20 protein-coding genes are annotated in these 18,225 nt (G+C 63.4%); 10 read left to right on the top strand and 10 right to left on the bottom strand.

Going from position 1 to position 18,225, the window contains the following annotated elements; translation table 11 throughout:
* Positions 1-123: 123 nt before the first annotated feature.
* The 6 genes from B3D39_RS15640 to B3D39_RS15615 form a co-directional block, all read right to left on the bottom strand.
* The gene (locus B3D39_RS15640; protein WP_078522367.1) at positions 124-1,410 is read right to left on the bottom strand and encodes an ABC transporter substrate-binding protein; all 1,287 of its coding nucleotides are present in this window, start codon (positions 1,408-1,410) and stop codon (positions 124-126) included.
* Positions 1,411-1,483: 73 nt separating this feature from the next.
* On the bottom strand, positions 1,484-2,560 hold the full coding sequence (locus B3D39_RS15635) for a branched-chain amino acid ABC transporter permease (protein ID WP_078550808.1): 1,077 nt from the start codon (positions 2,558-2,560) through the stop codon (positions 1,484-1,486).
* 40 nt (positions 2,561-2,600) lie between these two features.
* Positions 2,601-2,783, bottom strand: coding sequence for a hypothetical protein (locus B3D39_RS15630; RefSeq protein WP_078541717.1), 183 nt, complete (start codon positions 2,781-2,783; stop codon positions 2,601-2,603).
* 148 nt (positions 2,784-2,931) lie between these two features.
* On the bottom strand, positions 2,932-3,921 hold the full coding sequence (locus tag B3D39_RS15625; protein ID WP_078550810.1) for a branched-chain amino acid ABC transporter permease: 990 nt from the start codon (positions 3,919-3,921) through the stop codon (positions 2,932-2,934).
* A gap of 38 nt (positions 3,922-3,959) precedes the next feature.
* A complete protein-coding gene (locus B3D39_RS15620) occupies positions 3,960-4,781 on the bottom strand; it encodes an ABC transporter ATP-binding protein (protein ID WP_078522363.1) in 822 nt (273 codons plus the stop codon).
* Complete coding sequence (locus B3D39_RS15615) at positions 4,778-6,754, bottom strand: long-chain fatty acid--CoA ligase (protein ID WP_078550812.1); 1,977 nt, start codon at positions 6,752-6,754, stop codon at positions 4,778-4,780. The genes B3D39_RS15620 and B3D39_RS15615 overlap by 4 nt, the downstream gene beginning before the upstream one ends.
* A 211-nt stretch (positions 6,755-6,965) precedes the next feature.
* Here B3D39_RS15615 and B3D39_RS15610 point away from each other — a divergent pair, with 211 nt between their 5' ends.
* The 3 genes from B3D39_RS15610 to B3D39_RS15600 all read left to right on the top strand — a co-directional run bounded on the left by B3D39_RS15610 (position 6,966) and on the right by B3D39_RS15600 (position 9,927).
* Positions 6,966-8,870, top strand: coding sequence for a PAS-domain containing protein (locus B3D39_RS15610; protein WP_274962802.1), 1,905 nt, complete (start codon positions 6,966-6,968; stop codon positions 8,868-8,870).
* Entirely contained in the window at positions 8,867-9,577 is a 711-nt protein-coding gene (locus B3D39_RS15605) for a response regulator transcription factor (RefSeq protein ID WP_078541712.1), read from the top strand. The genes B3D39_RS15610 and B3D39_RS15605 overlap by 4 nt, the downstream gene beginning before the upstream one ends.
* A gap of 104 nt (positions 9,578-9,681) precedes the next feature.
* The gene (locus B3D39_RS15600) at positions 9,682-9,927 is read left to right on the top strand and encodes a WGR domain-containing protein (protein ID WP_078541711.1); all 246 of its coding nucleotides are present in this window, start codon (positions 9,682-9,684) and stop codon (positions 9,925-9,927) included.
* A 7-nt stretch (positions 9,928-9,934) separates the two neighbouring features.
* Here B3D39_RS15600 and B3D39_RS15595 read toward each other — a convergent pair whose 3' ends face one another.
* The 4 genes from B3D39_RS15595 to folK all read right to left on the bottom strand — a co-directional run bounded on the left by B3D39_RS15595 (position 9,935) and on the right by folK (position 13,819).
* Positions 9,935-10,609, bottom strand: a complete 675-nt coding sequence (locus B3D39_RS15595) for a DUF2062 domain-containing protein (RefSeq protein WP_274962803.1) — start codon at positions 10,607-10,609, stop codon at positions 9,935-9,937.
* 34 nt (positions 10,610-10,643) lie between these two features.
* On the bottom strand, positions 10,644-12,776 hold the full coding sequence (locus tag B3D39_RS15590; RefSeq protein WP_274962804.1) for a RelA/SpoT family protein: 2,133 nt from the start codon (positions 12,774-12,776) through the stop codon (positions 10,644-10,646).
* Positions 12,777-12,803: 27 nt separating this feature from the next.
* Positions 12,804-13,160: a DNA-directed RNA polymerase subunit omega gene (gene rpoZ / locus B3D39_RS15585; RefSeq protein ID WP_098409730.1), complete on the bottom strand. Its 357-nt coding sequence runs from the start codon at positions 13,158-13,160 to the stop codon at positions 12,804-12,806.
* A 98-nt stretch (positions 13,161-13,258) separates the two neighbouring features.
* Entirely contained in the window at positions 13,259-13,819 is a 561-nt protein-coding gene (folK, locus tag B3D39_RS15580; protein ID WP_286789857.1) for a 2-amino-4-hydroxy-6-hydroxymethyldihydropteridine diphosphokinase, read from the bottom strand.
* Between the two features lie 150 nt (positions 13,820-13,969).
* Here folK and B3D39_RS15575 point away from each other — a divergent pair, with 150 nt between their 5' ends.
* The 7 genes from B3D39_RS15575 to B3D39_RS15545 all read left to right on the top strand — a co-directional run bounded on the left by B3D39_RS15575 (position 13,970) and on the right by B3D39_RS15545 (position 18,219).
* Entirely contained in the window at positions 13,970-14,533 is a 564-nt protein-coding gene (locus tag B3D39_RS15575) for an NYN domain-containing protein (protein ID WP_078541707.1), read from the top strand.
* 83 nt (positions 14,534-14,616) lie between these two features.
* On the top strand, positions 14,617-15,063 hold the full coding sequence (locus tag B3D39_RS15570; protein ID WP_078606086.1) for a YqaA family protein: 447 nt from the start codon (positions 14,617-14,619) through the stop codon (positions 15,061-15,063).
* A 60-nt stretch (positions 15,064-15,123) separates the two neighbouring features.
* Complete coding sequence (ispH, locus tag B3D39_RS15565; protein WP_078541705.1) at positions 15,124-16,071, top strand: 4-hydroxy-3-methylbut-2-enyl diphosphate reductase; 948 nt, start codon at positions 15,124-15,126, stop codon at positions 16,069-16,071.
* Entirely contained in the window at positions 16,071-16,499 is a 429-nt protein-coding gene (locus tag B3D39_RS15560; protein WP_274962806.1) for a DUF3429 domain-containing protein, read from the top strand. Before ispH ends, B3D39_RS15560 begins: the two co-directional genes overlap by 1 nt.
* 4 nt (positions 16,500-16,503) lie before the next feature.
* Entirely contained in the window at positions 16,504-17,109 is a 606-nt protein-coding gene (locus tag B3D39_RS15555) for a glutathione S-transferase family protein (protein ID WP_274962807.1), read from the top strand.
* Positions 17,102-17,566 (top strand): ribonuclease HI, encoded by a 465-nt coding sequence (rnhA, locus tag B3D39_RS15550; protein ID WP_078551118.1) that lies wholly within the window; start codon positions 17,102-17,104, stop codon positions 17,564-17,566. The genes B3D39_RS15555 and rnhA overlap by 8 nt, the downstream gene beginning before the upstream one ends.
* Positions 17,563-18,219, top strand: coding sequence for a trimeric intracellular cation channel family protein (locus B3D39_RS15545; RefSeq protein ID WP_078522350.1), 657 nt, complete (start codon positions 17,563-17,565; stop codon positions 18,217-18,219). Before rnhA ends, B3D39_RS15545 begins: the two co-directional genes overlap by 4 nt.
* The last annotated feature ends 6 nt before the right edge of the window (positions 18,220-18,225 follow it).

Genomic DNA, 18,225 nt, shown 5'->3' with positions numbered 1-18,225 from the left:
TTGTAGATCACCTCGATATTGTTGACCTCGAGAAGGGTGTTATCGGTTTTCGAAGCGTCGAGCATGGTTCTCTCCGGGACGTTGGGGTGGCCCCCGGCGGCGCGCGCCGGAGGCCGTTTTCGATCAGTTACACTGGTCGGTGATGTTGTTTTCCGAAGCGAAGGCTGCGGAATCTTCTTCGATCAGCGGGTTCAGCACGTCCTTGTCGGATTCGATCCAGTCAGAGGCTTCGTTCCACTTCTTCGCACCGGCATCCCACTGGAAGACCTTGGCGGAGCCGGGGCCCCCGTGGTTCTCGCAGCTCGCCTTGATCGGCTGGGCGAAGTTCGGCAGGCCGAGCTCTTCCAGACGGGCTTCGGTGAGGTCGAGGTTTTCGAAACCGTCGCGAACTTCAGCGGCGTTGACGTTCGACTTGCCGGCCATCTCCTGCGCTTTGCGGATCGCTTCGGAGATGATCATCGCCGCGTACATGCCGCGCGAATAGAGCATCGTGCCGACTTGATCGCCTGCGCCCGACGCCTTGCCGGCATCGACGACATATTGCTTGAGGTCCGCATAGACCGGGTAGTCCATACCGGTGCCGTGGAACGAGAGCGCCTTGTAGCCCGAGGCCTTGTCGCCTGCCGGAGCCACGTCGTTCTCGGACCCCGACCACCAGACGCCGATGAAGTGATCCATCGGGAAGCGGATGTTCACGGCTTCCTGGATGGCGACCTGGTTCATGACGCCCCAGCCCCACATCAGGACATAGTCGGGCTTGTCACGACGGATCTGCAGCCATTGCGACTTCTGCTCCTGACCGGGGTGGTCGACGGGCAGGGTCGACAGCTCGAAACCGTGCTTCTTGGCCAGCTCTTCGAGCGTGCGGATCGGCTCCTTGCCATAGGCGGAGTTGTGATAGACCAGCGCGATTTTCTTACCGCTGATGTCGCCACCTTCCTGATCAATGATGTGTTTGATCGCGACCGAGGCGCCATCCCAGTAGTTGGCCGGGAAGTTGAAGACCCACTTGAACACCTTGCCGTTCGCAGCCGAGGTGCGGCCGTAGCCCGGGGTGTAGAGCGTGATGCCGTCAGCGGTGACCTTCGGGATCAGCTGATAGGTGATGCCGGTCGAGAGCGGGTTATAGGCCAGCGCGCCTTCGCCCTTGGTCGACTCGTAGCATTCCACGCCCTTCTCGGTGTTGTAGGCGGTTTCGCATTCGGGAGTGGCAACCATCTCGCCGCCGATGCCGCCGTCACGCTCGTTGAGCAGGGTGAAATAGTCGTTGAAGCCATCGGCGTACGGGATGCCGTTCGCGGCATAAGGTCCGGTGCGATAGCTGAGGTTCGGCACCACCAGTTCGGCGAAAGCCGGGGCCGTGGTCAGCGTCATCGCCGCCGCGACCAGTGCGGTTAGGGTCTTCTTCATTCGGTTCTCCTCCCAGAATGTTCGAGTGTTGCGCCGGGCGTGTCCCGGTTCTTTGTGTTGGGCGGCCCGGCCGTCAGTGCGGGAAGGGCCAAAGCCGGAGTTTTTCTTTCGCGACGCGCCAGAGCTGCGCGAGGCCATGCGGTTCCGCGATCAGGAAGGCCACGATCAGCCCGCCCACGATCATCAGCTCGATATGCGCGGCGAGGTCCGTCGGCCAACCGAGCGTGCCGACGAGCACGTTCTTGAGGAAGACCGGCAGCAGCACGAGGAAGGCAGCGCCCGCAAACGAGCCGAAGATCGAGCCCAGACCGCCGATGATCACCATGAAGAGGATCAGGAAGGACTTCTGGATGCCGAAGGCTTCGCCCACTTCTGCCGCGCCCAGATAGACCGCGAAGAACAGCGCGCCGGCGATGCCGATGAAGAACGAGCTGACCGCGAAGGCCGAGAGTTTGGTCGTCAGCGGGTTCACCCCGATGATCTCGGCGGCGATGTCCATGTCGCGGATCGCCATCCATTTTCGTCCCACCGTGCCGCGCGTCAGGTTGCGCGCGACCAGCGCCACCAGCGTCAGCATCACGAGGCAGAACATGTATTTCGCCATGGCCGAGGTCTGCGCGCCGGTTACGAAGACGCCGAAGACGGTGCGCTCGGGCGCGTTGATCTGACCCGAGGCCGAGTAGTTGTAGAACCACGGCACCTTGTTGAAGAGCCAGACGAGGAAGAACTGCGCCGCCAGCGTCGCCACCGCGAGGTAGAAACCTTTGATGCGCAGGCTCGGCAGGCCGAAGATCACGCCTACGGCGGCGGTGATGAACCCCGCGATGATGACGTGGAAGAAGATGTTGACGTCCGGGAAGGCCGTCATCAGCTTGTAGACGGCATAGGCGCCCACTGCCATGAAGCCCCCGGTGCCAAGGCTCACCTGCCCGGCATAGCCCACGAGGATATTCAGCCCGATCGCCGCGATGGCGTAGATCAGGAAGGGTACCGCGACCGCGTTCGCCCAGTAGTCGTTGATGAACAGCGGAACGATCCCGAAGGCGACCACCAGCACCGCGTAATAGCGCAGCCGGTCGAACTTGATCGGAAAGGTCTGACTGTCCTCCCGGTAGGATGTCTTGAAATCACCTGCTTCGCGGTAAAACATCAGCCTCTCCCTTTCGTCAGGGAGAGCGCGTCGTCTCCCGTCAGCAGTTGCCGCGCCGGATCCTTACCCAGGCCCAGAGCCCGGCTCCCGCCCCCAAGGCGGCCAGCACGATATTCAGTGTTTGCAAGGTGGTCGGTTCTTCCGGCGGCGCGGCCAGCGCGATCCATCCGAATGCGAGCGCGGCTCCCCAGCCAATCGTGAACACGGTTGCACAGGTCTTCATCGGTAACGGTCCTCCCAATGATCGTCACTTCAGCGCGACGACACTGGGCTCCCCTCCCCTTGACGCCACGACATGTGGCAGCTTGTCGCACCCCTGCGGCTCGATCAAGGAATTTTTCACCGTGGCGTGAAAGCGTCGTGATCATCGGTCAGACCCTCTCGATGATCTTCTCGCCGAACAGGCCCTGCGGCCGGAACACGAGGAAGACGAGCGCGAGGACATAGGCGAACCAGTTCTCGGTCGCGCCACCCAGGAAGGGGGCCCCGATCAGCAGTTCAAACAGTTTCTCGCCCACACCGATGATCAGACCGCCGACAATGGCGCCCGGGATCGAGGTGAAGCCGCCCAGCATCAGCACCGGCAGCGCCTTGAGCGCAATCAGCGACAGCGAGAACTGCACGCCCGATTTCGAGCCCCACATGATGCCCGCGACCAGCGCCACGAAGCCCGCGATGGACCAGACGAGGATCCAGATGAAGCGCAGCGAGATCCCGACCGACAGCGCGGCCTGGTGATCGTCGGCCACCGCACGCAGCGCCCGGCCCTGCTTGGAGTATTGCGAGAACACGGTCAGCGCCGACACCAGCAGCACCGCGACGATCGCCGCCACGATATCGAGATTGTCGATGAAGAAGCCGTAGCCGAACATGTTGAAGGTGACGGTGTCGATGGTCTCGTTGATGCCCTGCGGCAGCCCCACATCGAGCGTCTTGATGTCAGAGCCCCACATCACGTCCCCGAAGCCTTCGAGGAAATAGGCCATCCCGATCGTCGCCATGAAGAGAATGATCGGCGCCTGGTTCACCAGATGCTTGAGCACCACTTTCTCGATGATGATCGCGAGCACGACCATCACGGCCGCCGCCAGCAGGATCGCGACGATTGCCGGAACCTCCCACGGGAAATTCGTGTAGTGATTGCCCGTCATCGCGTTGATGAGATGGGCGAAGGGCACTTGCCCCTTCTGGATGCCGACCAGCGTCAGCGCGGCAAAGAGCGCGAGCACGCCCTGCGCATAGTTGAAGATGCCAGAGGCTTTGAAGATCAGCACGAAGCCCAGCGCCACGAGCGCATAGAGCACCCCTGCCATCAGGCCGTTCAGCGTCACCTCGGCGGCATAGAGAACGATATCAGGCATGACGCGCCTCCGATGTCTGAGTTGCGATGCGGATGGTCTCAGTCATGGGCCACCCCCAGATAGGCGTCGATCACGTCTTGATTGCTGCGCACCTCGTCGGGCGTGCCGTCACCGATCTTCTTGCCGTAATCCATCACGACGACCCGGTCGGAGAGGTCCATCACGACGCCCATATCGTGTTCGATCAGGACGATGGTGGTGCCGAATTCGTCGTTCACGTCGAGGATGAAGCGGCTCATGTCCTCTTTCTCTTCGACGTTCATCCCCGCCATCGGCTCGTCGAGCAGAAGGATCTTCGGCTCGGCGGCCAATGCACGCGCCAGCTCCACCCGCTTCTTCAGACCGTAGGGCAGACGCCCCACCGGCGTTTTGCGGATATTCTGGATCTCGAGAAAGTCGATGATCTTCTCGACCTTCTCGCGGTTCTCGTGCTCCTCGGCGGCGGCACCCGTCCACCACCAGCCCGCCTGCGACATGAGACCCTTCTTCATATGGGTCAGCCGTCCGGTCATGATGTTGTCGAGCACCGACATGCCGTCGAACAACGCGATGTTCTGGAAGGTGCGCGCGATGCCGAGACGCGCGACCTGATAAGGCTTCATCGGCCCGCGCTTGATGCCCTTGTAGAACACCTCGCCCTCGGTCGGGATATAGAAGCCCGAGATGACGTTCAGCATCGAGGATTTCCCCGCGCCGTTCGGCCCGATGATCGCGCGGATCTCGCCCTCGCGGATGTCGAAGGAGATATCCTTGATCGCCACCACACCGCCGAAGCGCAGCGTGATGTTCTTCATCTCCATGATGACCCCGCCGATCTGGCGGCCGTCGGCGGTGACGTAACCTTCGTTCATGTCTTTCATTCCGCCGCCTCCGCCATCTGTTTCGGGGCCACGACCTTCGCGTCGGCGATCTTCAGCGTCGCCTTGATCGAGCCTTTGCGCCCGTCCTCGTAGGTCACTTCCGTTTCGGTGTAGATCTCGTCGCGCCCGTCGTAGAGCGCCGCGATGAGGTCGGCGAATTTCTCGCCGATCACGTTGCGGCGGACCTTGCGGGTGCGGGTCATCTCGCCGTCATCGGCGTCGAGTTCCTTGTGCAGGATCAGGAAGCGATGGACCTGACAGCCCGAGAGCATCGGATCTTCGGCGATGCTTTCATTCACCTCTTCGACATGCTCGCGGATCATCTCATAGACGCGCGGATGGCCCGCAAGCTCCTGATAGGAGGCGTAGGAGATGTTGTTGCGCTCGGCCCAGTTGCCGACCGCGGTGAGGTCGATATTGATGAAAGCCGTGCAACGGTCCTTGCCCGCACCGAACACCACCGCCTCGAGGATCGAGGGGTAGAATTTAAGCTTGTTCTCGACATATTTCGGCGCGAACAGGCGACCGTCGGCCATCTTGCCCACGTCCTTGGCGCGGTCGATGATCCTCAGATGCCCGGTATCTTCCTCGAAGAAGCCCGCATCGCCCGTAGCGACCCAGCCTTCCGGGTCCTTGGTGGACGCCGTGCTCTCAGCGTTCTTGTAATACTCCACGAAGGTGCCGGGGCTGCGGTAGAAGACTTCGCCATTGTCGGCGATCTTCACCTCGACGCCCGGGGACGGCACGCCCACCGTATCGGCGCGCACTTCGCCATCGGGCTGCTGGGTGATGAAGACCGAAGCTTCGGTCTGACCGTAGAGCTGCTTCAGGTTGATCCCGAGCGAGCGGTAGAAGGAGAAGATCTCCGGCCCGATCGCCTCGCCCGCCGTGTAGCCCACGCGGATGCGCGAGAAGCCCAGCGTGTTCTTGAGCGGGCCATAGACGAAGAAATTGCCCAGCGCATAGGACATCCGCTTGCCGAAGCTGACGGGCTTGCCGTCGAGAATGTCGGGACCGACTTCGCGCGCGACCTTCATGTAGTGGTCGAACAGCTTCTTCTTCAGCTTGCCCGCATCTTCCATGCGGATCATCACCGAGGTCAGCTGGTTCTCGAAGACCCGCGGCGGCGCGAAGAAATAGGTCGGCCCGATCTCGCGCAGGTCGATCATCATCGTCTCGGGGCTTTCCGGGCAGTTCACGGTGAAGCCCGACCAATAGGCCTGCCCGATCGAGAAGATGAAATCGCCCACCCATGCCATCGGCAGGTAGGCGAGAACTTCGTCGTTGTGGTTCAGGTGATCGAATTCCGAGGACGCCTTGGCGGTCTCGATGATGTTGCGGTTCGACAGGACCACGCCCTTCGGCTTGCCGGTCGTGCCCGAGGTGTAGAGCATCACGCAGGTGCTGTCATAGGTCAGCTCGGCGATGCGCTTGTCCAGCTCGGCCTCGTAGCGCGAATGGCCCGCGCGGCCCTCGGCCTGCACGTCCTCCAGCGCGTTCATGCGCGAATGGTCGTATTTCCGCATGCCGCGCTTGTCGGTGTAGGTGACATGGGTGATCGCGTGGATGCGGTCCTCGATCTCGACGATCTTGTCAACCTGCTCCTGATCGCCGCAGACGACGAAGCGCGCGCCGCAATGCTCCATCACATAGGCCATCTCGTCGGCCGCCGCGTCCTGATAGAGCGGCACCGGAATCGCGCCGCACATCTGCGCCGCGACCATCGACCAGTAATGCATGGGGCGGTTGCGCCCGATGATGGCGATATAATCGCCCCGTTCCACGCCGAGGCTCAGGAAGCCCAGCGCCATCGCGCGGATTTCCTCGGCCGCTTCGGCCCAGCTCCAGCTCTGCCAGATCCCGAATTCCTTTTCGCGATAGGCGGGGTAGCCACCATATCGGGCCACGTTCCGCGCCAAAAGCGCAGGAATCGATTGGGCAGACTCCTGCCCCTTCGCGACTGCGTCAGCCAAATTTTCCTCCCTCGCGCCGGTATGTCCGGCGTCCCTCGACCGCCCCGGGCGCTCCTCCGCGCACAGTTCGGCATGGCTCGACAGTCCATGTCAAAGTTTTCGTGATCTTTTCGTGATTGTAACGAATTCTTACCGCTTCGCTGCGCAGCGAAACACGCTTTGCCGCGCCGCCTGCCGGTGGTAGCAAAAGCCAAGGAGCGGGAGGGGTGAGGTGAGCGAAACAAGCCGCGAGCGGCTGACACAGGCGGGGCTGAACCTGATCGGACAGGCGCTGTCGATCTTCGACAGCGATCTGCGGCTTGCCGTGTCGAACCGGCAATATCAGCTGATGTTCGACCTGCCCGACACGCTGACCCAGCCCGGCACCACCTTCGAGGACACGATTCGCTTCCTCGTCACGCGGGGCGAATATGGCGAGGTCGACGATATCGAGGCCGCCGTCCGCGAACGGGTCGAGACCGCCCGCGCCTTCGAGGCCCATTACATGGAGCGTCAGCGGGCGAACGGGCGCACGATCTCGGTCGAAGGCGCGCCGCTGCCCGAGGGCGGTTGGGTCACGGTCTATACCGATATCACGCCGGTGAAGCGGCAAGAGGCGCTGTTGCGCGCGCGGTCCGAGGAATTGTCAGACCAGCTGCTCGACCATGCCGAGGCGCTGGCGGCGGCGAACCGGGAACTGGCCGCGACCAACATGGCGCTGGAGGAAACCTCGCGCCAGCTGGCGATCACCGAAGCCCGCACGCGGCAGGTGACCGAGATGATGCCCGCCCATATCGCGCGGGTCGATCGTAACCTGATCTACACCTTTTCCAACCGCCGCCTGTCGACCGTTATGCCCGGCTCGCTCGCCAATGCGGTCGGCCACCACGCGAGCGAGGCGCTCGGCCCCGAGACCTATCGCAAGATCACACCCGGGTTCCGGCGCGCGCTGGCGGGCGAGGCGAGCGTCGTCGAGATCACGCATGACCCGTCGGGTCGGCGCATCCGCGTCGCGCTGACCCCCGATCTTGCCAGCAAGAACGAGGTGAGCGGGGTCTATATCCTCTCCACCGACGTCACGCATGAGGCGCAGGCCCGCGCAGCACTCGCGCAATCCGCGAAGCGCGAATTGGCCGCACAGCTGTCGTCGGGGCTGGCGCATGACTTCGCCAATCTCCTGACGATCATCCTCGGTCTGCAGGGGCGGCTCGAACGGATGGAGGGGCTGCCCGCCGACGCGCAGGACGCGATCCGGGCGACCCTTGGTGCGGCCCGGCGCGGCGGCACGCTTCTCGACCGGATCGCCGCGATCTCGGGCCCGCGCGAGCTGCGCCCGCAGGCGGTGGTGCTCGACGATCTCTTCGACGATCTCGCCGCGATGGCCGGGCCGACGCTGCATGATCCGGTGACGCTCGATTTCGACAATAGCGATCTGAAAGACTCGATCCTGCTCGATCCCGGCCCGTTGCAGGACAGCCTGCTGAACCTGATCCTGAACGCCAATCACGCGATGCGCGCCGAGGGCGGCACGATCCGGATCGAAGCCCGTGCGGTGCGCGATACATGGGTCGAGATCGCCGTGACCGATCAGGGCGGCGGGTTCTCGGATGAGGCGCTCGAACATGCGCTCGATCCGTTCTTCACGACCAAGGGCAACGAAGGCTCCGGGCTCGGCCTGTCGATGGTCTATGACCAGACCAAGCTCGCGGGCGGCACGCTGCGGCTGGCCAATACCGAAGACGGCGCGCGCGTCACGATGCGCCTGCCGCTTAAACCCGCCGCCCGCCAAACCGAGCCGATGATGGTGCTCTTGGTCGAGGATGACGAGGACATTCGCGCCAGCACCCGCGACATGCTGCGGGCGATGGATCACACGGTCGTCGAGGCGGGAACGATCGCCGAGGCCGAGGCGCTTCTGAACCTGCCCGATATAGCGCTGGTCCTGTCGGATATCCAGCTTCCCGGCCCGCGCAACGGGGTGGATCTCGCCCGCAAAATCCGCAATCAGGTTCCGATGATCCTGATGACCTCGCTGCCGCCGGGCGATGCGCTGCGCGCGCAGGCCCCCTGCCCGGTCCTTCAGAAACCCTTTACCGCCGCGCAGCTTGCGGCGCTGCTTGCGGGAGTGCCTCGATGAGTGCCGACCATCCCCTTGTCGCGATCCTCGACGACGAGCCCGAAATCCGCCGGATGCTCTCCGACGCGCTCGAAGAGGCCGGGTTCCGCACGACCTGCTACGGCCGCGCGACCGAATTCGAAGCCGGGCTGAAGCGCTCCTCCCCCGATGTCTGCCTCGTCGATCTGGGCCTGCCCGATCGCGACGGGCTCGCGCTGGTGCATCGGCTGGCGCTGGAATCGGGCGCCGCGATCATCATCATTTCGGGCCGCGCGCAGGTGCAGGACCGGGTGACGGGGCTGGAACTTGGCGCGGATGATTACATCATCAAACCCTTCGATCCGGCCGAGGTCGTGGCCCGCATCCGTGCGCGCCTGCGCAAGGGACGCAGCGAAGGCCCGGCGCAGGCGCAGACCGCCCATTTCGCAGGCTGGACCGCCCATTTCGACCGCTACCTGCTGGTGGCGGAGGACGGTGCCGAGACCTCTTTCTCCCATGCCGAAGGCGAGGTACTGCGGCTCTTTCTCGAGAGCCCGAACAGGCTAATCACCCGCGCGCAGATGCAGGAAAGCTTGGGCGGCGCGGCAGGCGAAAGCTTCGACCGGGCGATGGATGTGCGGATTTCGCGGCTGCGTACGAAGCTGGGCGAAGATCCGAAAAACCCGCGCCTTATCAAGACGATTTACGGCGCAGGCTATATCTTCCTGGGCGAGGTCCGCTGGAGCTGACGAAACCACCTCTAGCGCGGATATCAAGGCGTTAACCTCTTTTCGCTGGCCAAAACTGCTCCGCTCTGATTCACTTCACGAAATCGGGATACAGGGGCACTGCCATGCTCAATCTCCTTCTTCACACGCCGACGTCGCGACGGTTCTATCGCGTGGAAGTCTCCGACAACCTGTTCGGGGAATATACCGTGCTGCGCGAATGGGGCCTGCAGGGCCAGACCGGCGCGTCCTGTCTTCGGTGGTTCTCCAACCTGCGCGACGCAGTCCATGCGGCGGAGCGGTTTCGTCGCCGGGCGCAGCGCCGCGGCTATGCGCTGAGCGAAGCGGGCGCAGGCGAAGCGCAGGCCTGAGCCCTACTCAGTCTTCGGAGTTCTCTGCTTTCCCCGCCGCCGCGCGTTCCTCGCGCTTGATCTTCGCCCGAATCTTCTCCAGCCGCGACTTCAGCTTGCTGCGGCGGCGGTTCTGATAGGCCGTGATGATCGGCAGGGACACGTAGTAGCAGATGGTCGCCGCGATCACGCCGGGGCCGATCCCGCCGATCAGATAGGGCAACCAGACATCGGTGAAGAACCGCTCCAGCCCGCTCCATTCCGCGTGCTCGGGGGTGAACATCGCCCAGAAGTTATGCAGCAGATCGTGGCTCGCCGCCTGAAAGGTCTGCAGCAGGCTTTCCGGTTCCCCGCCATGATCGAGCCGGTCGCCGAGGATCTTGTGCCCCAGCTTCGTCGAGAAGACCGCGATGATCGGGAAGGTGACCGGGTTGCCGAAAAACGTCGCGAGGATCGCGGCGAGGATATTGCCGCGCATGATCCAGGCCACGGCGGCGGCGCTGACGAAGTGAAATCCGAAGAGCGGCGTGAAAGAGACCAAGACCCCCGCCCAGACGCCACGCGCGATCCGGTGCGGGCGGTCGGGAAGCCGGTTGACCCGGTGCTTGACGTATTGAAAAGCCCGGGACCAGCCCGAACGCGGCCAGATCGCCTCGCGCAGGTTGGCCCAAACCCCCCGTTTTTCGCGTCGTCTGAAGACCACGCTGCCGTCCTTTCTCCCCCCTGCGCCGTGTGCGTCAGGGTTTGCGCGACAGGTTTCTGATCCGCTCCACCTGCGCCACGTCGCTCTCCGCCTCCAAGGCGGTAAGCAGGCGATGCATATGTTCTGCATCGCACAGTTCGACCTCGACGAGAACCGAATAGAAGTCCGGCTTGCGCTCCACGAAGTTGAGGTCCGAAATATTTGCCTTCTGCTGGCCGATCAATGTGCAGATATGTCCCAGCACGCCCGCGTCGTTCGAGATCGTGACCTTCAGGGTCGCGGTATAGGCGGGCGGGTGTTGCCCGGTCTTCCAATGCAGATCGACCCAGCGTTCGGGCTGATCCTCGAACTCTTCGAGCGCGGGACAGTCGATGGCGTGGATCACCACGCCCTTGCCCCGATAGGTGATGCCGACGATGCGCTCGCCCGGCAGCGGCTGGCAACAATCGGCGCGGCGGAAGCTCTGATCGGCGCCGAGTCCCAGAACGGCGCGGGTCGGCTCGATCTCGGTGCCTTCGCGGCGTTGGGCGAGCTCGGGATACAGCGCGTCGAGCACATCCGAGGCCGCCAGTTCCGCAGAGCCGAGCCGGGCGAGAACCTCGTCCTGATCGCCGATCCCCAGCGCCTTGCCGGCCGTGCGCAGCGCCTTGTCGGTCACGCGGCGGCCGACATGTTCGAAGGCCACACGCGCCAGTTCCTGCCCCAGCTTGATGAAGCGGTCGCGATCTTCCTCGCGCAGCGATTTGCGGATCGCGGCCTTGGCGCGCCCGGTCGCCACTATATCGAGCCAGGTCAGCTGCGGACGCTGGCCCGAGGCGGTGATCACCTCGACCGACTGGCCATTCTTCAGCCGGGTCCAGAGCGGCACGCGGATCCCGTCGACCTTGGCGCCGACGCAGCTATTTCCGATCCGCGTGTGGATCGCATAGGCGAAATCGATCGGGGTCGCGCCTTTCGGCAGCTTCACCACATCGCCTTTCGGGGTGAAGCAGAAGACCTGATCGGAATACATCTCGAGTTTGACGTTCTCGAGAAACTCGTCGTGATCGCCGTCGCCATCGGGGTCCGAGAACCGCTCGCTGAGCGAGGCGAGCCATTTCGCTGGATCGACCGCGAAGGGGTTCTGCGCCCGCTCGCCATCGCGATAGGACCAGTGCGCCGCGACGCCCGCCTCGGCCACTTCGTGCATCTGCCGGGTGCGGATCTGCACCTCGACGCGCTTGCCGTCACGCCCCGAAACGGTGGTGTGAATCGAGCGGTAGCCGTTGGTCTTCGGCTGACTGATGTAATCCTTGAACCGGGTCGGCACCGCGCGCCAGCGGTGGTGGATCAGGCCCAGCACCCGGTAGCAATCCATCTCGGTGCGGGTAATGACGCGGAAGCCGTAGATATCCGACAGGCGCGAGAAGGTGAGCTGCTTCTCCTCCATCTTGCGCCAGATCGAATAGGGCCGCTTCGCGCGCCCGAACACGTCCGCGTCGATATCCTCGTCTTCGAGCAGCGCGCGGATGTCGGCGGTGATCTTCGGGATCACATCGCCAGTTTCCTTTTGCAGGCTGACAAAGCGGCGGATGATCGAGGTGCGTGCCTCGGGGTTGAGCACCTTGAAGGCGAGGTCTTCAAGCTCCTCGCGCATCCATTGCATACCCATCCGGCCTGCGAGCGGCGCGTAGATCTCCATCGTCTCGCGCGCTTTCTGCGCCTGCTTCTCGGCCCGCATCGAGCGGATCGTGCGCATGTTGTGCAGACGGTCGGCGAGCTTCACGAGGATCACCCGCAGGTCTTTCGACATCGCCATGAACAGCTTGCGGAAGTTCTCCGCCTGCTTCGAGGCCGCGTTCGAAAGTTGCAGATTTGTCAGCTTGGTGACGCCATCGACCAGCTCGGCGATCTGCTCGCCGAACATCTCGGACACTTCGCCATAGGTCGAGCGCGTGTCTTCGATCGTGTCGTGCAGAAGGGCGGTGATGATGGTCGCATCGTCTAGACGCTGCTCGGTCAGGATCGCCGCCACCGCGACGGGATGCGAAAAATAGGGCTCGCCCGAATGCCGGAACTGCCCTTCATGCATGTCTTTTCCGTAGGCATAGGCCTTCCGGATCAGATCCGCATCGGTCTTGGGATTATAATTGCGGACGAGCGCGATCAGGTCTTCGACGTCGATCATTCGCGCTCGTTCCGGCCAATCAGTGGATTACTCGCGCCCCTGCGCGTCCATCAGCGCGCGCAGCATACGCTCTTCGCTCATGTCGTCTTCGACGGCACGATCGGGGGTCTCACCACCCATGAGCATCGCCATCGAGTCCTCTTCGGGCTCGTCGACCTCGATCTGGGTCTGGTTGCTCTCGATGAGACGCTCACGCAGATCCTCGGCCGATTGGGTCTCCTCGGCGATTTCGCGCAGAGCGACGACGGGATTTTTATCGTTGTCACGCTCGACCGTGAGGGGAGCGCCAGCAGCGATTTCGCGGGCACGATGCGAAGCGAGCATTACCAGCTCGAAGCGGTTCGGAACCTTGTCAACGCAATCTTCAACCGTCACGCGGGCCATGAATCTCTCCAGAAGAACTCGGATTGAGGGCCCTACTTAGGCTTTGCAGTGCAGAAACACAAGCGCCCATCCGGCCCGTCCGCAGGGTTTTGACCACGTTACAGAGGGGAAATCGGGGATTTTTCCGCCTCGGGAAGGGCGGCGAGCATTTCCATCACGCTGTCGCCCGTGATCGGGTGGCGCCAGAGCGGCGCGATTTCGGCCAAGGGAATCAGCACGAAAGCCCTGTCCTGCAAGCGCGGATGCGGCAGGATCAGGTCGGTCGGGGCGTCGCGCTGCTGCGCCTCCGGCGGAAGGTTCTTCCAGCGCAGAAAGCTCTCGCGATCCGGTAGAACCCGATCCTCCGAGGCGATCAGGTCGATATCGACAACACGCGCGCTCCAACGACCTTCCCGCACACGGCCAAATTCTTCTTCGACTCCATGAAGTTGCGCGAGCGCATCGCGCGGTTGCAAACTGCTTCGCATTTTGCAACAAGCGTTCACGAAATCGGGACCGGACCCTTCGGGAACGGCAGGCGTCGACCAGAAGCGACTGGCGGCAACCAAGGAAAACCCCAATTGCTCGAGCCGCTCGATCGCGGCGCAGAGCGTAGTGCGAGGAGACCCGAATTGGCTTGGTAGATTCGCCCCGAAAGCGACCAAATAGTTAGTGTCCATAAAGACAGATTCCGTTTCCCTCGCGAAATGCGATATGTCCTAGATAAATCTGGTCGGCCCTCCCCGCCTGTGCAACACAATTGATGCGGCTATACTTTCCGTATCGGCACCTGCGCGAACTGGTCCACCCTACCTGTGCAAGAGGACTGTATGTTCTACAAGGACGAACGGCTCGCCCTGTTCATTGACGGATCTAATCTCTATGCGGCCGCCAAGGCGCTTGGCTTTGATATTGATTACAAGCTGTTGAGACAAGAATTTGAACGTCGCGGCAAACTCGTCCGCGCCTTCTATTACACCGCTCTTCTGGAGAGTGAAGAATATTCACCGATCCGGCCCCTCGTGGATTGGCTGAATTACAACGGCTTCGCGATGGTCACCAAACCGGCCAAGGAATACACGGATTCCATGGGTCGCCGGAAGGTGAAGGGCAACATGGATATCGAGCTGGCCGTCGATGCGATGGAACTCGCACCGCGCCTCGATCATATCGTGCTGTTCTCCGGCGATGGTGATTTCCGGCCGCTGATCGAAAGCCTTCAGCGTCAGGGCTGCCGCGTCTCGGTCGTCTCGACGATCCGCTCGCAGCCGCCGATGATCGCCGACGAGCTGCGCCGTCAGGCCGACAATTTCATCGAACTCGACGCGCTGCGCGAAGTGATCGGTCGCCCGCCGCGTGAGCCGCGCGAGGACGAGAACGGCGACGAGAGCTGATCCGGGGCCTGACGCGACCCGTAATTCGTGCTTGAAGGGGCGTGCAGATCACCTGCGCGCCCTTTGTCATTGCGGAAGGCCTGATGCTCGAAAACGTTTCCCTCTTTGGCCTCTTCGTCTCGGCGCTTCTGGCGGCGACGCCGATCCCGTTCCAGTCGGAGCTCGTATTCGTCGCGCTGCAGACGCTTGGCACCCAGAATATCTGGCTGATGATCCTCATCGCCGCCGTGGGAAACACGATCGGCTCGCTCGTCACCTACGTGATCGGACTGGGCGTCACCCACTGGAAAGACCGCAAATGGTTCCCCGCGACCGAAGCACAGCTCGCACGGGGCCATCGCTGGTTCGAGCGCTGGGGGATCGGCCTGCTGTTGCTGAGCTGGGCTCCCGGCGGCGATCTGATCTGCCTGATCTCGGGCATCCTGCGCATGTCGCTGTGGCTCTTCATTCCGCTGGTCTTCGTGGCCAAGGCTGGGCGCTACGCGGTGCTGGCCTGGCTGACGGCGGAAGCGATCAAACTCGCAAGCTGATCGCCTCTGGACGCGAGGCGGACGGGGCTTTAGGTCTGAACCCGAACAAAGGAGCGCGCGATGAAACCCTCCCTGACCCTTTATCTGGCAGCCCCGCGCGGCTTTTGCGCGGGCGTCGACCGGGCGATCAAGATCGTCGAGATGGCGATCGAGAAATGGGGCGCACCGGTCTATGTGCGCCACGAGATCGTGCATAACAAATACGTCGTCGACAGCCTGCGCGACCAAGGCGCGGTCTTCGTGGAAGAGCTCGACGAATGCCCTGATGACCGGCCGGTGATCTTCTCGGCCCATGGTGTGCCGAAATCGGTGCCCGCCGAGGCGTCGCGGCGCGAGATGATCTATGTCGATGCGACCTGCCCGCTGGTGAGCAAGGTCCACAAGGAAGCCGAGCGGCACTCGAACGAGGGGCTGCAGATGGTCATGATCGGCCATGCGGGCCACCCGGAAGTGCTGGGCACGATGGGGCAGCTGCCCGATGGCGAGGTGCTACTGGTCGAGACGGTCGAGGACGTGGCCAAGATCACGCCGCGCGATCCCGATAGGCTGGCCTTCATCACCCAAACCACGCTGTCGGTCGATGACACGGCGGCGATCGTGGCCGCGCTGCAGGACCGTTTTCCGAAGATCGTCGGCCCCGCGAAAGAAGACATCTGCTACGCCACCACGAACCGTCAGGCATCGGTGAAGGCGATGGCCGATCAGATCGACGCGCTGCTGGTGATCGGCGCGCCGAACTCGTCCAACTCGCGCCGTCTGGTCGAGGTCGGCAAAGCCTCGGGCTGCGCCTATTCGCAGCTGGTGCAGCGCGCCGCGGATATCGACTGGCGTGCGCTGGAAGGTGTGCAGACGGTCGGCGTGACCGCGGGCGCGAGCGCGCCGGAAGTGCTGATCGACGAGGTGATCGACGCCTTCCGCCAGCGCTATGACCTGACCGTCGACCAGATCGAAACCGCCCGCGAGGACATCGAATTCAAGGTGCCCCGCGTGCTGAGAGAGGCGTCGTGATGCGCGAAATCGGCCCGAAAATCCCCGGCGGCGCGCTGCTCCTTGGCCTTGCCGGGCTGATCCCGTTCCTTTGGGGCGTGCTGGTCGTGCAAACCGGGCAATTCGCCTTCGTGGCCGATCCGCGCGTGGCGGTGCTCGCCTATGGCCTGATGATCTTCTGCTTCATGGCAGGCAGCCTATGGGGTTTCGCCGCGAGCGCGGAATGGGAGACCGGCTATTTCCTCGCCGTCGCTCCGGTCATCTTCTTCATCGCCTTCGTGGCGCTCGGGATGCCGGTGAATTTCGTGCTGATCCTGGGCTTCCTCGCGCTCTTGCCGCTCGACTGGCTGTTCCAGAAATTCGGCCACACACCGCGCTGGTGGCTCAAACTGCGCATCGGCCTGACCGTCGTCGTCGTCGCCTGCCTGATCGCGCTTGTGAGGACGTAACGAGATGAAGCTTTATTCGATGCCCTCCTCGGGCAACAGCTACAAGGTGCGTCTGCTGATGGCGCTGCTGGGCCAGAGCTACGACAAGATCGATGTGGAATACAACACCGAGGCACTGGCCGAAGCTCATGAGAGCGGTGCGCTGCCCTTCGGCAAAGCGCCCGCGCTGCATCTCGATGACGGGCGGGTGCTGGCGGAGTCCAACGCGATCCTGACCTATCTCGGCGAGGGCTCGCGCTTCATCCCAGAGGACCGCTTCGCCCGCGCGCAGATGCTGTCCTGGATGTTCTGGGAGCAGAACCAGCACGAGGGCGTCATCGCCGTGCGCGCCGCGATCCTGTGCTATCCGCATCGCGCGCATGAGCGCACGCAGGAGACGCTCGACGCGCTGGAAGTGCGCGGCCACGTCCTGCTGGGCATCATGGAGCAGCGACTGGAGCAGGCCGATTGGCTCGCGGGCGACACGATGAGCCTCGCCGATATCTGCCTTTACGCCTACACCCATACCGCTGAGACCCGCGGCGGCTATGATCTCGAGCCCTTCCCGGCGCTGCGCCGCTGGCTCGACCGGATCGCAGCGCTCGACGGCTATGTGAGTCTCGATGCCTGAGCTTTACGCATGGACGGATGGCGCGTGCAGCGGCAATCCCGGCCCCGGCGGCTGGGGCGTCTTGATGCGCGCGATGGACGGTGAAAGCGTCGTCAAAGAGCGCGAGCTAAAGGGCGGCGAAGCGGAGACCACCAATAACCGGATGGAGCTTCTGGCCGCCATCAACGCGCTGGAGACCCTGACCCGCGACACCGCGATCACGATCACCACCGACTCCGCTTACGTGAAGAACGGCGTGACCGGCTGGATCCACGGCTGGAAGCGCAACGGCTGGAAGACCGCGGCGAAGAAGCCGGTGAAGAACGTCGATCTCTGGCAGCGGCTCGACGAGGCGCAGCGCCGCCATCGCGTGACGTGGGAATGGATCAAGGGCCACGCGGGCCACCCCGAGAACGAGCGCGCCGACGAGCTGGCCCGCGCCGGGATGGAACCCTTCAAACCGGCCAAGCAAAAATGACCGCCCTGCCTGACTGGCTGGGGGAGTTTCCCTTGGGGGCTGCGCTGGATTACGCCTCGGTGCTGGTCTTCGCGCTGACCGGGGCGCTGGTCGCCTCGCGCCAGCAGCTCGATCTCGTGGGCTTCATCTTCATTGCCGCGCTGACCGCTATCGGCGGCGGCACGCTGCGCGATCTGCTTCTGGGCCGCGACCCGGTCTTCTGGGTCGGCGATCCCACCTATGTGCTGATCGCGGCAGGGGCGGCGGTGGTCGTGTTCTTCACCGCGCATCTTCTGGAAAGCCGCTACCGCGCGCTGCTGTGGCTCGATGCCTGCGCCTTGGCGGTGGCAGTGCCTGCGGGCGTCGCGATCACGATGCGGCTGGAGCATGGGCCGGTGATCGTGCTGATCATGGGCATCGCCACCGGCACGTTCGGCGGCCTGATGCGCGACGTGGTCTGCAACGAGGTGCCGCTGGTTCTCAAACAGGGCGAGCTGTATCTCTCCTGCGCGTTTGCCGGGGCCATGAGCGCAGTGATAGCGACGGCGCTCGGGGCGGATACGCTGATCGCGCTTTTGATCTGCGGCGGCGTGACCTTTGCGCTGCGGGCCGGATCGCTGCGTTTCGGCTGGAAGCTTCCGGTCTACAAGGCGCGCCCACCGCGCCAATACTGACGGAAG

This window comes from Thioclava sp. UBA3469 (genome assembly GCF_002378135.1).
GTDB lineage: Bacteria > Pseudomonadota > Alphaproteobacteria > Rhodobacterales > Rhodobacteraceae > Thioclava > Thioclava sediminum.
Note: the sequence above shows the minus strand (reverse complement) of the source record. Positions and strands in the feature narration are given on the sequence as shown.